Source organism: Pseudomonas sp. C321, from assembly GCF_055407105.1.
The window spans coordinates 682306-695893 of record NZ_JBUZRB010000001.1 but is presented as its reverse complement, the minus strand read 5'-3'; the positions used below and the strand labels follow the sequence as shown (position 1 = coordinate 695893).

12 protein-coding genes are annotated in these 13588 nt (G+C 60.5%); 6 read left to right on the top strand and 6 right to left on the bottom strand.

Annotated elements, in window-relative coordinates; all coding sequences use genetic code 11:
- The first annotated feature begins 167 nt into the window (after positions 1–167).
- From ACZRJ6_RS03305 to ACZRJ6_RS03280, 6 genes are all read left to right on the top strand, one after another.
- Complete coding sequence (locus ACZRJ6_RS03305; RefSeq protein WP_463967056.1) at positions 168–872, top strand: MtnX-like HAD-IB family phosphatase; 705 nt, start codon at positions 168–170, stop codon at positions 870–872.
- Positions 865–2259 carry an aspartate aminotransferase family protein gene (locus tag ACZRJ6_RS03300; RefSeq protein ID WP_463967055.1) on the top strand — a complete coding sequence of 465 codons (1395 nt, stop codon included), beginning with the start codon at positions 865–867 and terminating at the stop codon, positions 2257–2259. The genes ACZRJ6_RS03305 and ACZRJ6_RS03300 overlap by 8 nt, the downstream gene beginning before the upstream one ends.
- Positions 2256–3143 carry an alpha/beta hydrolase gene (locus ACZRJ6_RS03295; protein WP_463967054.1) on the top strand — a complete coding sequence of 296 codons (888 nt, stop codon included), beginning with the start codon at positions 2256–2258 and terminating at the stop codon, positions 3141–3143. The genes ACZRJ6_RS03300 and ACZRJ6_RS03295 overlap by 4 nt, the downstream gene beginning before the upstream one ends.
- Before the next feature lie 65 nt (positions 3144–3208).
- Positions 3209–4333 carry a GNAT family N-acetyltransferase gene (locus ACZRJ6_RS03290; protein WP_463967053.1) on the top strand — a complete coding sequence of 375 codons (1125 nt, stop codon included), beginning with the start codon at positions 3209–3211 and terminating at the stop codon, positions 4331–4333.
- Positions 4333–6111 carry a sensor histidine kinase gene (locus ACZRJ6_RS03285; protein ID WP_463967052.1) on the top strand — a complete coding sequence of 593 codons (1779 nt, stop codon included), beginning with the start codon at positions 4333–4335 and terminating at the stop codon, positions 6109–6111. The genes ACZRJ6_RS03290 and ACZRJ6_RS03285 overlap by 1 nt, the downstream gene beginning before the upstream one ends.
- Positions 6101–7498, top strand: coding sequence for a sigma-54-dependent transcriptional regulator (locus ACZRJ6_RS03280; RefSeq protein ID WP_463967051.1), 1398 nt, complete (start codon positions 6101–6103; stop codon positions 7496–7498). The genes ACZRJ6_RS03285 and ACZRJ6_RS03280 overlap by 11 nt, the downstream gene beginning before the upstream one ends.
- Positions 7499–7537: 39 nt before the next feature.
- Here ACZRJ6_RS03280 and ACZRJ6_RS03275 read toward each other — a convergent pair whose 3' ends face one another.
- The 6 genes from ACZRJ6_RS03275 to ACZRJ6_RS03250 all read right to left on the bottom strand — a co-directional run bounded on the left by ACZRJ6_RS03275 (position 7538) and on the right by ACZRJ6_RS03250 (position 13438).
- Positions 7538–7876 (bottom strand): GlpM family protein, encoded by a 339-nt coding sequence (locus ACZRJ6_RS03275; RefSeq protein ID WP_149411041.1) that lies wholly within the window; start codon positions 7874–7876, stop codon positions 7538–7540.
- Positions 7877–7885: 9 nt separating this feature from the next.
- Entirely contained in the window at positions 7886–9226 is a 1341-nt protein-coding gene (gene aauR, locus ACZRJ6_RS03270; RefSeq protein WP_463967050.1) for a two-component response regulator AauR, read from the bottom strand.
- Complete coding sequence (gene aauS / locus ACZRJ6_RS03265; protein WP_463967049.1) at positions 9223–11124, bottom strand: two-component sensor histidine kinase AauS; 1902 nt, start codon at positions 11122–11124, stop codon at positions 9223–9225. Before aauS ends, aauR begins: the two co-directional genes overlap by 4 nt.
- Before the next feature lie 165 nt (positions 11125–11289).
- Positions 11290–12024 carry an amino acid ABC transporter ATP-binding protein gene (locus ACZRJ6_RS03260; protein ID WP_133099706.1) on the bottom strand — a complete coding sequence of 245 codons (735 nt, stop codon included), beginning with the start codon at positions 12022–12024 and terminating at the stop codon, positions 11290–11292.
- Positions 12021–12692 (bottom strand): amino acid ABC transporter permease, encoded by a 672-nt coding sequence (locus ACZRJ6_RS03255; RefSeq protein WP_463967048.1) that lies wholly within the window; start codon positions 12690–12692, stop codon positions 12021–12023. Before ACZRJ6_RS03255 ends, ACZRJ6_RS03260 begins: the two co-directional genes overlap by 4 nt.
- Positions 12692–13438 (bottom strand): amino acid ABC transporter permease, encoded by a 747-nt coding sequence (locus tag ACZRJ6_RS03250; RefSeq protein WP_149411044.1) that lies wholly within the window; start codon positions 13436–13438, stop codon positions 12692–12694. The genes ACZRJ6_RS03255 and ACZRJ6_RS03250 overlap by 1 nt, the downstream gene beginning before the upstream one ends.
- Between the last annotated feature and the right edge of the window lie 150 nt (positions 13439–13588).

The following is a 13588-nucleotide window of genomic DNA, read 5'->3' as shown; positions in this document are numbered from 1 at the left end:
ACTCATGTTGTTTGTAGCAACCTACAAAAATTGTAGCCAGGTAGATACATTTTCTGCCTCGAATGCCGCAAGAGCCCAGCCCCGCTGGGCTTTAATCAGTTGGCACACTCCCTGCTCTATCCCTCTGCAAGCGCAACAGCGCGCTCCTACTTCATAGGTAAATGCAGATGATTGACTGGCATATCGTGTGTGACTTCGACGGGACCATCACGCCCACCGATGTCATCGACAACGTCCTCCAACGCTTCGCTGATCCTTCGTGGGAAACCATCGAGCAGCAATGGCTGGACGGTCATATCGGCTCCCGCGAATGCCTGAGCCTCCAACTGGCGCTGATCAAGGCGACGCCTGCCGAGTTGCTGGCGTACTTCGACAGCGTCGAGATCGACCCGGACTTCCCCGACTTCGTCGACCACGTCATCGGCCTGGGCGCCTCCCTCGAAGTAGTCAGCGACGGTATCGAACAAGGCATCGCGCGGATTCTGTCGCGTAACTACGTGACCTTGCTGCCGATCCTCGCCAACCGCTTGCGCCAGGTCGACCAGAACAGCTGGCGCATCGACTTCCCGTATTCCAGCGATGCCTGTCGCGCCGCCTCCGGCAACTGCAAGTGCAAATCCACGCCGCGCAACAAGCGGGTGCTGGTGATCGGCGACGGCCAGTCCGACATGTGCGTGGCTTCCACTGCCGACTTCGTCTTCGCCAAGGGCCGTCTGGCCGAGTATTGCCAGCGCAACCAGATTCCTTACGCACGCTTCGACACCTTTGCCGAGCTGCCTGCATTGCTGGCCAAGCTGCCCCAGGGCATCGCCGCCAACGCTACTTCCTTCAACTCGTCTTCCGACAATCAGGAACTCTTCCATCATGTCTGATATCCGCATCGCTACCGCCGAAGACCAGGTGCTTCTGGATAAAGAAGCCAAGTACTGCTCCTACGGCGACACCGTTCACTACATCGACCCGCCGCGTATTTTTAGTCGTTGCGAAGGCTCCTATGTCTGGGACACCGAAGACCAGGCCTACCTCGACCTGCAAATGTGGTACTCGGCGGTCAACTTCGGTTACGCCAACCCACGCCTGAACAACGCGCTGAAACAGCAGATCGACACCCTGCCGCAGATCGCCAGCCAGTACCTGCACAAGGGCAAGATCGAGCTGTCGGAAATGATCGCCGTCGATGCCAAGAAAAAATTCGGCCTGGACGGGCGCGTGCACTTCAACGTCGGCGGCTCGCAGTCCATCGAGGACTCGCTGAAAGTGGTGCGTAACGCCACCAACGGCAAGAGCCTGATGTTCGCCTTCGAAGGCGGCTACCACGGCCGTACCCTCGGCGCTTCGTCGATCACCTCCAGCTACCGCTACCGTCGCCGCTACGGCCACTTCGGCGAGCGCGCCAATTTCATTCCGTTCCCGTACCACTTCCGTGGCCCCAAAGGCATGACCAAGGAAGAATACGGCAGCCACTGCGTGCAACAGTTCGCCCGTCTGTTCGAGACCGAATACAACGGTGTATGGGACCCGAAAGTCGGCCAGTGCGAATACGCAGCTTTCTACGTCGAACCGATTCAGGGCACCGGTGGCTACGTGATCCCACCGATGAACTTCTACAGCGAACTCAAACATGTGCTGGATCAGCACGGCATTCTGATGGTGGTCGACGAAATCCAGATGGGTTTCTGGCGCACCGGCAAGCTGTGGTCTATCGAGCACTTCGACGTCAAACCGGACGTCATTGTGTTCGGTAAGGCCTTGACCAATGGCCTCAACCCACTGGGCGGCATCTGGGCCAAGGAAGCGTTGATCAACCCGAAAATCTTCCCACCAGGCTCGACACATTCCACGTTCGCCTCCAACCCGTTGGGCACGGCGGTGGGCCTGGAAATGTTCAAGATGACCAGCGAAGTTGACTACGGCGCGATGGTCATGGCCAAGGGCAAATACTTCCTCGAAGGCCTGCAAGAGTTGCAGAAGCGCTTCCCGATCATCGGCGATGTCGACGGTCTGGGCCTGGCCCTGCGCTGCGAAATCTGCGGCCCGGACGGTTTCACGCCGGACAAGGCGGCGCTGGACTACATGGTCGACGAAGGCATGAAGGGTGACATGGTGGTTGACGGTCAGCGTTTGGGCTTGATCCTCGACGTGGGTGGCTACTACAAAAACGTGATTACCCTGGCGCCGTCCCTGGAAATCAGCTACCCGGAAATCGACCTGGGCCTGCAGTTGCTTGAGCAGTTGCTGAATCGGGTAATGAAGCGGTGAACCGCGCTGAGATCGATCTGGGCGAAGGTGACTCAGGCTTCGTTCTCGGCAACGGTCCGGTCGGGGTTCTGTTGATTCACGGCCTGACCGGCACCCCGACGGAACTGCGTCGGGTGGCCCAGGGCCTGGCCAAGGACGGGACGTGCACGGTGTACGTGCCGACCCTGGCCGGGCATTGCGGGGACAACAGCGACCTGCAGGCCACCGGCTGGCTGGACTGGTACGAAGGCGTGCGCAAAACCTTCGTCGGTGTGCGGCAGCACCACGACCAGATGTTCGTCGGCGGCCTGTCCATGGGCGCGGTGATGTCGATGTACCTGGCCTCGGAATTTGCGGGCCAGGTGACGGGGTTGTTGATGTACTCCACGACGTTGAAGTACGACGGCTGGAGCATCAACAAGCTGGCGTTCCTCACGCCGTTGCTGATGAAGATTCCATTCGGCGTGCACCTTTGCAGCTTCGAAGAGAAACCGCCCTACGGCATCAAGAACGAACGCCTGCGGGCCATCGTCGAGCGGCAGATGAAGGCGGGGGAGAGCAGCCAGGCTGGTTTGTTGACCATGGAAGGGGTGACGGTGCGCGAGTTGCACCGGATGAATGCCGTGGTCAAAAAACGTATGCCATCGATCAAGACGCCGGCGCTGGTGCTGCATTCTGTCGAGGACGACATCACCAGCCGCTGGAACGCCGATTATGTGGAGCGCCATCTGGGCGGGCCGGTGACCAAGATCCTGCTGGACAACTGCTACCACATGATCACCGTCGACCTGCAATACCGTCGGGTGATCGAGTTGAGTGCTGACTTTATCCAACAGCATGCCGCCCCTGTAGTCGCGAGCTTGCCCGCGAAGGTCGTTAACGATAACGCAGGCTGCCTGGTTTGACGCGGTGCCTTCAAGTCCATCGCGAGCAAGAACTAGGCGTCCCCCTCGCTACACAAGGAAAACCCGTGATTAGCGCCCAAGCCTTTTCGACTATTCGGGCCATCGAGCGCAGTGCCTGGAATGACTGCTTTCCCGGTGGCCTGGAGGATTGGGATTACTACGTCGCCGTGGAAAACGCCGCCATTGATGATTTTCAGTGGCGTTACCTGGCGGTGTTCGAGACCGGGACGCTGGTAGCAGTCGCCCCAGCGTTCATCACCCATTACCGCCTCGACACCACCGTGTCGGGAATCGGCAAGCGCTTTACCCAGCGCCTGGAGCGACTGTGGCCGGGCGTCTTGCGGCTGGGCCTGTACGCCATTGGTTCGCCCGTGGCCGAGCAGTGCAATGCCGGCATTGCCAGTCATATCCCTGAGTCGCGGCGCCAGGCGTTACTGGAGCAGTTGCTGGTAACCGCTCGGCGGGATGCCGATGATTTCGACATTGGCCTGCTGGCGGTCAAGGATGCCCCGACCAAGGATGAACACTGGTCCAACAGCTGCAAGGCGGCAGGCTTTCAACGGATGCCAAGCTTGCCGTCGGCCTCGTTGCCGGTGCCCTACGGCTCGGTGGATGCCTATCTCGGCTCCTTGGGGAAATCCACCCGCAAGGACCTGCGCCGCAAACTGCGGGTACCTGGGCCACGGGTCGAGTGGCGGCGCAATATCGATGATGTGTTGCCCGAAATCATGCGCCTGTACGAAGCCACCCTGGCCCGCGCCGACCTGCAGTTCGAGCGTTTACCTGCGGGCTATTTCACCGCGATCCTCGAACAGCTTGAAGAGCGGGCGGTCTGTGTACTTTACTGGGTGGACGAGCAACTGGTGGCATTCAACCTGATCCTGCTGGACCAGCATCGCCTGATCGACAAGTTCTTTGCCCATGACCTGGCCCGTAGCCGTGAGCACAACCTGTACTTTCGCAGTTGGCTGACCAACGTCGACTACTGCATTGCCCACAATATTGCGGTGTATGAGTGCGGGCAGGCCGGTTATGCCAGTAAGCTGCGGCTGGGCTGTGAGTTCCAGGGCAATAGCGTGTTCTTCCGTCATCGCAACTGGCTGCTCAACACCTTGCTCAACGTCGTAAAAGTGTTTATTCGTCCGGACCGTTCCGACCCTGCCATGGCTGCTGCGATAAGCGAAACCTGATGATCAACAAGACCCGCCGAAAAGCCCGCCCCTTTGCCATCTCGCGCTGGAGCGTCCAGCGCAAGCTGGTCCTGGCGTTCTGGCTGGTCAGCGTTATTCCGACCATGATTGCCGCCGAGCTGGCCGCCACCACCCTGTCGCAGATTTTCGACAGCAACGTGCGCATCTGGCTGCAGGAGTCGACCCGTATCGTCAAGGATGAGATCGGCGACATCCTTCACGACAACGCACGGGTTGCGCAGTTGTTCCTGCGCTACATCCGCCCGCCGTCGACCCATCAGGACCAGCGCCACGACAAGCTCACCGCCGACATCGCCAGCGCCACCGACATCGACGTGGTGGCGCTGATCCGCAGCAGCGATCACAAAGTGGTGTACAGCACCGCCCCCGACGATGTGATCAGCCAGATCAGCCTGGCGCCGAATGCGGTATTGCAGACGGTTCAGGTCGGCGGTGTGCCCATCGGCGCGGTGATCTCCACGTTTGAAACCACTCAGGACGGGGTTGATTACAAACTGTTGGTCGGTACCTATCTGGACAGCAGTTTTCTCACCAGCGTCGCCGAGGTGCATTCCCTGGACTTGCGGCTGTACCTGGGCAACACCGCTGGCTTCTCGGAAATCTTTTCCACCCAGCGCTTCGAAGACCACCCGACCCAGATCCCGAAAACCATCGAAGCCCTGCTGCGCAGCACCAGGCAGCCCAGCGAGCAGTTCACCAGCAACTACAGCGGCCTGTACTGGCCGATCTTCAACGACACCGGCGAGTTGCAAGGCGTGATCTTCAGCGGCCTGCTGCGCCACACCAGCCTGGTAGGACTGGTCAACCAGAGCAACCTGTTCGTGCTGATCTTCCTGCTTAGCTCGGCGCTGTCCCTGGGCACAGGCTGGCTGGTCTCCCAGCGCCTGACCCGCCCGTTACGGGATTTATCCCAAGGGGTCAGCGCGGTGATTTGCGGCGATTATCGACATCGCGTCGCCGTCAGTGGCGGTGACGAATTGGCCCAGTTGAGCAGCACCTTCAACCACATGACTGAACGCCTCGGTGAACTGCATCACCTGGAAGCCCAGCTGCGCCGACGTGATCGCCTGCATGCCCTGGGTGAAGTGGCGATGGGTCTGGCCCATGAAATTCGTAACCCATTGGGGATTATCAAGACCGCCACGCAGTTGCTGCACCGTCGCGCCGATCTGGCAGACACCGACAAGCGTCACCTGGAATACGTGATCAGCGAAGTCAGCCGGATCAACGACTTGATCACCGACTTCCTCGACTTCGCTAAACCCAGCGAGCCGTTGCGCAGCGTGCAGTTGGCCCGTCCGTTGGTGGAAGAAATCCTCGGCTTTTGTGCCCCAGAGTTGTCCACCCACACCATCGACGCCCACATCGACGACCAGGCCCCTGGCGCGACGATCTACGTTGATGCCAAGCAACTCAAGCAGGCCTGCCTTAACCTGATCCTCAACGCCATCGATGCCATGCCCGAAGGCGGGCGCTTGACTGTGGGCATCAGCTCTGTGGGCGACAATACGGTGATCAGCATCGCCGATACCGGCCAGGGCATCCCCGCCGAAATGGTCGAACGGATATTTACTCCATTCGTCACCACCAAGGCGTCGGGCACCGGACTGGGTCTGGCGAAAGTGTTCTCGATCATGGAAAGTCATGACGCCAGCATCGAATGCGTGAGCGAGAAAGATGCCGGAGCCACCTTCAGTCTGTACATTCCGGCTAACGGTGAAGACGAAGGCGATGATGAGGACAGTCATGACGCATAACGTATTAGTGGTCGACGACGAGCCCAAACTCTGCGACCTGCTGTCCTCGGCCCTGAGCCAGAACGGCATCCAGGTATTCACTGCCGGCAACGGCCTGCACGCCCTCAAGGTGCTGGAGCAGGAAGACATCGACCTGGTGATCAGCGACTGGCGCATGCCCGGCATGGACGGGCCGGCGCTGCTGGCTGAGATCAAAGTGCGCTACCCGCAGTTGCCGGTGATCGTCATGACCGCCTACAGCACCGTGAAAAACGCCGTGCAATCGATGCGCAACGGTGCCTACGACTACATCGCCAAGCCCTTCGATATCGACGAGCTGGACATCACCGTGGCCAAGGCCCTGCAGTTTCGCGACATCATGCGCGACAACGCGCGGATGCGTGCCGAGCTGGATGAACATCAACAATTCGATAGTCTGGTGGGCGACAGTCCGGCCTTTCGCCGTGTGTTGCAGGCGGTGGATTCGGTGCGCGAGAGCAACGCGACCATTTTACTGACTGGCGAAAGCGGCACTGGCAAGGAAATGGTCGCCCGGGCCATCCACAAACATGGCAACCGCGCCGACAAACCGTTTGTGGCGGTCAACTGCGCGGCGATTCCCGAAGGCTTGCTGGAAAGCGAAATGTTCGGCCACCGCAAGGGCGCCTTTACCGGCGCTGTGGCGGATCGGGTCGGGCGCTTCATGCAGGCCGACAAGGGCACGCTGTTTCTCGACGAAGTGGGCGACATGCCCCTGGCGTTGCAGGCGAAGATCCTGCGGGCCTTGCAGGAGCGAGTGATCGAACCGGTGGGCGACCCGCGCGAGCGCAAGGTCGATGTACGGGTGATTGCCGCTACCAACAAAAATCTGCTGGAGGCGGTGGTCAACAAGGAGTTTCGCGAGGATCTCTACTACCGCCTCAATGTGTTTCCGATCCCCCTGCCAGCCCTGCGCGAGCGGGTGGAAGACATCGCGCCCCTGGCCCGGCATTTCGCCCAGACCTTGAGCGCCACTGCTGGCAAACGCATCACCGGCTTCAGCCCCGAAGCGTTGCAGGCCATGGCCGCCTATGCCTGGCCGGGTAATATCCGTGAACTGCAGAACTGCGTGGAACGGGCGACCATAGTGGCGACCAGCCCGGTGATTGAAGACATCGACTTACCGACGTATCTGTTTGCCTCAAGGCCTTCGGACAACAGCGTCGGCGCAATACTCAGCGACGGGCCAGGGGTGCCCCAGGACTTGGATGCGGCGCTGGCGCAAGTGGAGAAGGCCTATATTCTGGCGGCATTGCAGGAGAGCAATGGCGTGCAGGCAGCGGCGGCCCAGAAGATCGGCATCTCCGAACGCAGCTTCTGGTATCGGTTGAAGAAACTGGGGATTCAGGTGGACAAGATCGTCCGCTGAAGAGCGTTCCCATGCTTTGCGTGGGAACGATCTTCAAAGTCAGGCGTGAATGCGGACCCACACCGTCACCAACACCGTCGCCGCCATCAACCACGCTACCGCCGCGACAGCCAGCGATGCCTCCAGCCGCATCCGGTCCACCATCACATACAACGTCGCCAGGTACACAAAGTACGGAATGATCGACCACATCCCAAACACGATGGTGGTCTTCAAGTCATCCACCGACCGGCCTTTGCCGACGATGTAATGAGCGATCAGTGCAAAGGTCGGAAACAGCGGCACCAGGCCTGCGATGTAATAGTTTTTGGTCTTGGCCAGCGCTGCGAGGATCAGCACCACGCCAGCGCCCAAGGCGGCTTTAAATACTAAATCCACAGCGCGCTCCTAGTGGCTCAGACCGTATTTCTTGACCTTGTCGAACAGGGTGGTCTTGGCCATCCCCAGTTCCTGGCTGGCCTGGGTCAGGTTGCCACCGCTGCGTTGCAAGGCGTCGCTGAGCAGGTTGCGTTCAAAGGCTTCCACCGCTTCGGTAAAGGCCAGGCCGTGGTTGTCGCTGCTGGCGCCGCTTTTCTTGAAGGCCGGCAGCCCCAGGGCGAAGCGTTCGGCGACGTTGCGCAGTTCGCGTACGTTGCCCGGCCAGTCGTGGCTCATCAGGTTGGACAGGGTCTGGTTGTCCAGGTCCGGCACGGTACGGTCGAAACGCAGGGACGACTGCTGCAGGAAATGCTCGAACAGTTGCAGGATGTCTTCCCGGCGCTCACGCAGAGGCGGCAGTTCCAGGGTCACCACATTCAGGCGGTAATACAGGTCGCTGCGAAACTGGTTGGCGCGGCTCAGCTCATCGAGGTCGGACTTGGTGGCGGCGATCACTCGGCAATCCACCGCCACGCTCTGGTTCGAACCCAGGCGTTCCAGGGTGCGCTCCTGCAAGACCCGCAGCAGTTTGATCTGCAGGTTCAGCGGCATGCTTTCCACTTCATCGAGGAACAACGTGCCGTTGTGGGCATGTTCGATCTTGCCGATACGGCGCTTGCCGGCGCCGGTAAAGGCGTTGGCTTCGTGGCCGAAAATTTCGCTTTCGAACAGGTTCTCCGGCAGGCCACCGCAGTTCAACGCGACGAACTGTTGGGAATGGCGACGGCTGAAATCATGCAGGCAGCGAGCGACCAGTTCCTTGCCGGTTCCGGTTTCACCTTCGATCAGCACGTTGGCCGAGGTATCGGCGACGTTGGCGATCAACTCCCGCAGGTTCTGCATGGCGGGTGAGCGGCCGATGATCCGGCCTTCCAACGAGTCGCGCTCGGCCAGTTGCCTACGCAGCGACCAGACCTCCCGTGCCAGCCTGCGTTGCTCCAGGGCGCGTCGGGCGACGTCCACCAAGCGCTCGGGGGAGAAGGGTTTCTCCATGAAGTCATAAGCGCCATCGCGCATCGCGCCGACAGCCATGGAGATATCGCCGTGACCGGTAATCAGCACCACCGGCAGGCTTTTGTCCAGGGCCTTGAGGCGGGTCAACAGCTCCAGCCCATCAATACCGGGCAGGCGAATATCGCTGATGACGATGCCAGCGAAATTTTCACCGACTCGGGTCAGGGCCTCTTCGGCGCTGCCCACGCCAACGCTTGGAATGTCCTCCAGGGCCAGGGCTTGCTGGCAGCCGAGCAACACATGGGGGTCGTCTTCGACGATCAGGACGGTCAGGTCGGTGTTTAGGTCGGTGTTCATTTCGACTCGGTTTGATGAGGGCTCGCCAGGGGCAAACTCAGGACAAAGGCAGTACCGCCACCGGTCGGGTGCTCGACGGCGAGGTTGCCGCCGGTGGCCGCTGCGAGGCTGGCCGAAAGGGTCAGGCCCAGGCCCAGGCCCAGCTCGCCGGGTTTGGTGGTGAAGAATGGCTCGAACAAATGTTTGCGGGCCTCGGGGTCGATACCGTGACCGTTGTCGCGTACCTGCAGGCGGTATTTACCGTCGACGGCCTTGCCTTCCAGCCACAGCTGCGGGGCCGGTTGCGCCTGCATCGCGTCCAGGGCGTTGCCGATCAAGTTGACCAGAATCTGTTCCAGACGGGTCTGGTCGATCTGCAATTGCACGCTGGCGAAGTCGCGGTGCAGGGTTATCGGCAGGCTGTCCAGGCGACTGCCCAGCACCTGGAAGGCGGCATCCACCGCCTTGCCCAGGCTGGCTTCACCCTGGTCGTCACCGCGCCGAGCAAAGGAGCGCAGGCTGGCGGTGATGCGACCCATGCGGTCGATCAGTTCGTTGATGGTCTTGAGGTTGGCGCTGGCGGTATCCAGGGCTCCGCGCTCCAGAAAGCGCACGGTGTTGCCGGACAAGGTTCGCAGGGCCGCCAGCGGCTGGTTCAGTTCATGGGCGATGCTGGTGGACATCTGGCCGATGGCTGCCAGTTTTCCGGCCTGGACCAGCTCGTCCTGGGCTCGGCGCAGGGTTTCTTCGGCCTGGCGCCGTTCGCGAATCTGCGCCTTGAGACGCTCGTTGCTGGCGCGCAGGTCGGTGGTGCGCTCGGCAATCCGTCGCTCCAGTTGGTTGTTGGCTTCCTGCAAGGCTTCCCGGGCGGCGAGGCGGGTGGCGATAACCTTGCGCCGTTCATTCCAGGCGATCAACAGGAAGGCCACCAAGGCAAAGGCCACGGCCACCAGGATGCCTTGATTGACTGCTGCCTGGCGCAGGTCTTTCAGGGGCGTGAGCAGGGTGAAGTTCCAGGGCGTGTCGCTCAGGGGCCGGGTCTGGGCCAGGTAGCTGACTTCCTTGTCGTCGGCCACCACCTCGCTGTTGGCCGGGAAGGTCAGTTTTTCCGTACCTTCATTCAGTTGCTCGCGGGCCAGGGGTTGCAGTTCGTTGAGGGTCGCCCAGTAATATTGCAGGCTGCGGGCCAGGCGTTCCTTGGTGTCTTCGCTCAGAGGGTGTAGGGCCTTGAGACGGCGGGCCGGGTCGCTGGACAGGATAATGATGCCGTTCTCGTCACTGACGAAGGCTTCCAGGCGCGCCCGCTGCCAGCGTTCTTCCAACGCTTCCAGGCGAACCTTGACCACCGCCACGCCGATGATCTTGCCGTGTTCTTCCAACCCATGGGCCAGGTAGTAGCCGGGTTCGCCATTGGTGCTGCCGATGCCATAGAAGCGGCCGGGCTGGCCGCGTACGGCATTCTGGAAGTAGGCGCGGAAGGACAGGTCTTCACCCAGGTAACTGTCGACATCGCGCCAGTTGCTGGTGGCCAGCACGCGGCCGGTGGTGTCCATCACATAAATGGCCCGACTGCGACTGCGCCGGTTCAGGCCTTCGAGGTAATCGTTGACCTTCTGCCGGTGTTCCGGATTCGGGTCGGCCAGCAGCTTGGAGACGCTGGACTCCAGCTCCAGCAGGCTGGGTAGGTAGGTGTATTTGCTGATCTCACTCTCGACGGTTCGTGCGTGCAGTTCCAACTGGCGCTCGCCGTTCTCGCTCAGGGCGCGGATCCCATAGTATTCGCTGGTCCAGAAGCCGATATAACCCAGGCCGATCATCAGCAGGATGATCAGCGGTGGCAGGAACAATTGGCGAATCAGACGAGGCTTCACGGCAAGGGATGGCGGTGCGGCGCGATAAAGAGTGGGGTCGCATTTCATCACAGATGCCTTGGGTCAGCTACCGTTCGCCTGGCTACTGTAGGAGCGAGCTTGCTCGCGAAGAACTCAAGGACACCGCGTTTATCCAGGATGCACGCGTTATCGTTGAGGTCTTTCGCGAGCAAGCTTGCTCCTACAGGATGGGGCGAGTTGCGGCTTTGCTTTTTAGTGCTGCAGGATTTTCTCAAGGAAGTGCTGCGCACGTTCGGAGCGGGCGCTGATGTCGCCGAAGAACTCTTCTTTCTGGCAGTCTTCGATGATCTTGCCCTGGTCCATGAAGATCACGCGGTCGGCCACCTTGCGGGCGAAGCCCATTTCGTGGGTCACGCACATCATGGTCATGCCTTCCTGGGCCAGTTGCACCATCACGTCCAGTACTTCGTTGACCATTTCCGGGTCCAGGGCCGAGGTCGGTTCGTCGAACAGCATGACGATCGGGTCCATGGCCAGGGCGCGGGCAATCGCCACACGTTGTTGCTGGCCGCCGGAGAGCTGGCCAGGGTGCTTGTGGGCATGGGCCGACAGGCCGACGCGCTCCAGCAGTTGCAGGCCTTTCTGGGTGGCTTCTTCCTTGCTGCGACCCAGCACCTTGATCTGCGCGATGGTCAGGTTTTCGGTGATGGTCAGGTGCGGGAACAGTTCGAAGTGCTGGAACACCATGCCCACGCGCGAACGCAGCTTCGGCAGGTTGGTCTTCGGATCGGCGATGGAGGTGCCATCGACGATCACGTCACCCTTCTGGAACGGTTCCAGGGCGTTGACGCACTTGATCAGGGTGGACTTGCCCGAGCCGGACGGCCCGCACACCACGATCACTTCGCCTTTCTTGACCTCGGTGCTGCAATCGGTCAGCACCTGGAAGTCGCCATACCACTTGTTGACGTTCTTGATAGAGATCATACGGCAAACCTTTTTTGCAGACGCTTGACCAGCAGCGAGGCGGCAAAGCTGATGATGAAGTAGACGACACCGGCGAAAATCAGGAATTCATTGGAACGACCGATGATGTCGCCATTGGCTCGCGAAGCATTGAGGAAGTCCACCAGGCCGACGGTGTACACCAGCGAGGTGTCCTGGAACAGGATGATGCTCTGTTGCAGCAACAGCGGCGTCATCTTGCGAAACGCCTGGGGCAGGATGATCAGGCGCATGGTCTGGCTGTAGGTCATGCCCATGGCTTGCGCGGCGGCCATCTGGCCCTTGGCGATTGACTGCACGCCGGCCCGAACGATTTCGCAGAAGTACGCCGCTTCGAACATCATGAAAGCCACGACGCAGGAAGTGAACGCACCGATTGGCGTGTCTTCGCCGGTGATCCAGCGCAGCACGAACGGTACCGCCAGGTAGAACCAGGTGATCACCAGCAGCAGCGGGATCGAGCGAAAGTAGTTCACATAGGCGCCGGCCACGCGAGACATCAGCTTGCTGGAGGACAGGCGCATCAGTGCCAGGATCGTGCCAAGGATAATCCCGCCGACCACGCCCATGACCATCAGTTGCAGGGTCATGACCATGCCGTTCCACAAACCTGGAATGGCCGGGATGATGCCGCTGAAATCGAAGTCCATTATTTACCCCCCACGGAAATCAGGCCGGGCACCGCGACTTTCTTCTCGATCACGCGCATCAGCAGCATCAGGCTCATGTTCAGGGTGAAGTAGATCAGCGTGGCCAGGGTGAAGGCTTCAAACAGGTTGGCCGAGAACTCGGCGGTCTGCTTGGTTTGCGCCAGCAGTTCCATCAGGCCGATCAGGGACGCCACGGAGGAGTTCTTGAAGACGTTGAGGAATTCCGAGGTAAGCGGTGGAATGATGATCCGGTAAGCCTGGGGCAGCAGCACGTTCCAGTAGACTTGCGGCAGCTTGAAACCCATGGCTCGGGCGGCGGACTCCTGGCCTGGTGGCAGCGCCTGGATGCCGGTGCGCACTTGTTCGCACACACGGGCGGCGGTGAACAGGCCCAGGCACACGACAACGCTCAGGTAGGCCGAGGTGGTCGGGTTGAGGTCTTGTTTGTACCAGTCTTGCAGGTTCTGCGGCAGCAGGTCGGGCACCAGGAAGTACCAGATGAACAGCTGAACCAGCAGCGGCACGTTACGAAACAGTTCCACGTAGCAGGTCGCGATGCCCGATACGATGCGGTTAGGCACGGTGCGCATGACGCCGAGTATGGAGCCCAGCAGCAAGGCGATGATCCACGCGACGATGGCGATGGCGATGGTCCAGCCCAATCCGGAGATGTACCAGTCGAGATAAGTCTCGCTGCCCACGCCGGTGGACTTGAAGAACACGCTCCAGTCCCAGTTGTAATTCATTAGGGTCTCCCCTCAAGTTCGATCGATGTACAAGCACCCGCTTGGGAAAAATCCATTCCCGCCCGACGTTGATCGTCAGGCACACACGATCGGCTCGAAAACCACCAGGTCGAGTGTTCCAAAAAAAGCCAGCAGGTAGTAACAGACGCC

Coding starts and splice junctions, on each gene's coding strand:
- ACZRJ6_RS03305 (WP_463967056.1), top strand. CDS start 168: ATGATTGACTGGCATATCGTGTGTGACTTCGACGGGACCATCACGCCC.
- ACZRJ6_RS03300 (WP_463967055.1), top strand. CDS start 865: ATGTCTGATATCCGCATCGCTACCGCCGAAGACCAGGTGCTTCTGGAT.
- ACZRJ6_RS03285 (WP_463967052.1), top strand. CDS start 4,333: ATGATCAACAAGACCCGCCGAAAAGCCCGCCCCTTTGCCATCTCGCGC.
- ACZRJ6_RS03280 (WP_463967051.1), top strand. CDS start 6,101: ATGACGCATAACGTATTAGTGGTCGACGACGAGCCCAAACTCTGCGAC.
- aauR (WP_463967050.1), bottom strand. CDS start 9,226: ATGAACACCGACCTAAACACCGACCTGACCGTCCTGATCGTCGAAGAC.
- aauS (WP_463967049.1), bottom strand. CDS start 11,124: ATGAAATGCGACCCCACTCTTTATCGCGCCGCACCGCCATCCCTTGCC.
- ACZRJ6_RS03260 (WP_133099706.1), bottom strand. CDS start 12,024: ATGATCTCTATCAAGAACGTCAACAAGTGGTATGGCGACTTCCAGGTG.
- ACZRJ6_RS03255 (WP_463967048.1), bottom strand. CDS start 12,692: ATGGACTTCGATTTCAGCGGCATCATCCCGGCCATTCCAGGTTTGTGG.
- ACZRJ6_RS03250 (WP_149411044.1), bottom strand. CDS start 13,438: ATGAATTACAACTGGGACTGGAGCGTGTTCTTCAAGTCCACCGGCGTG.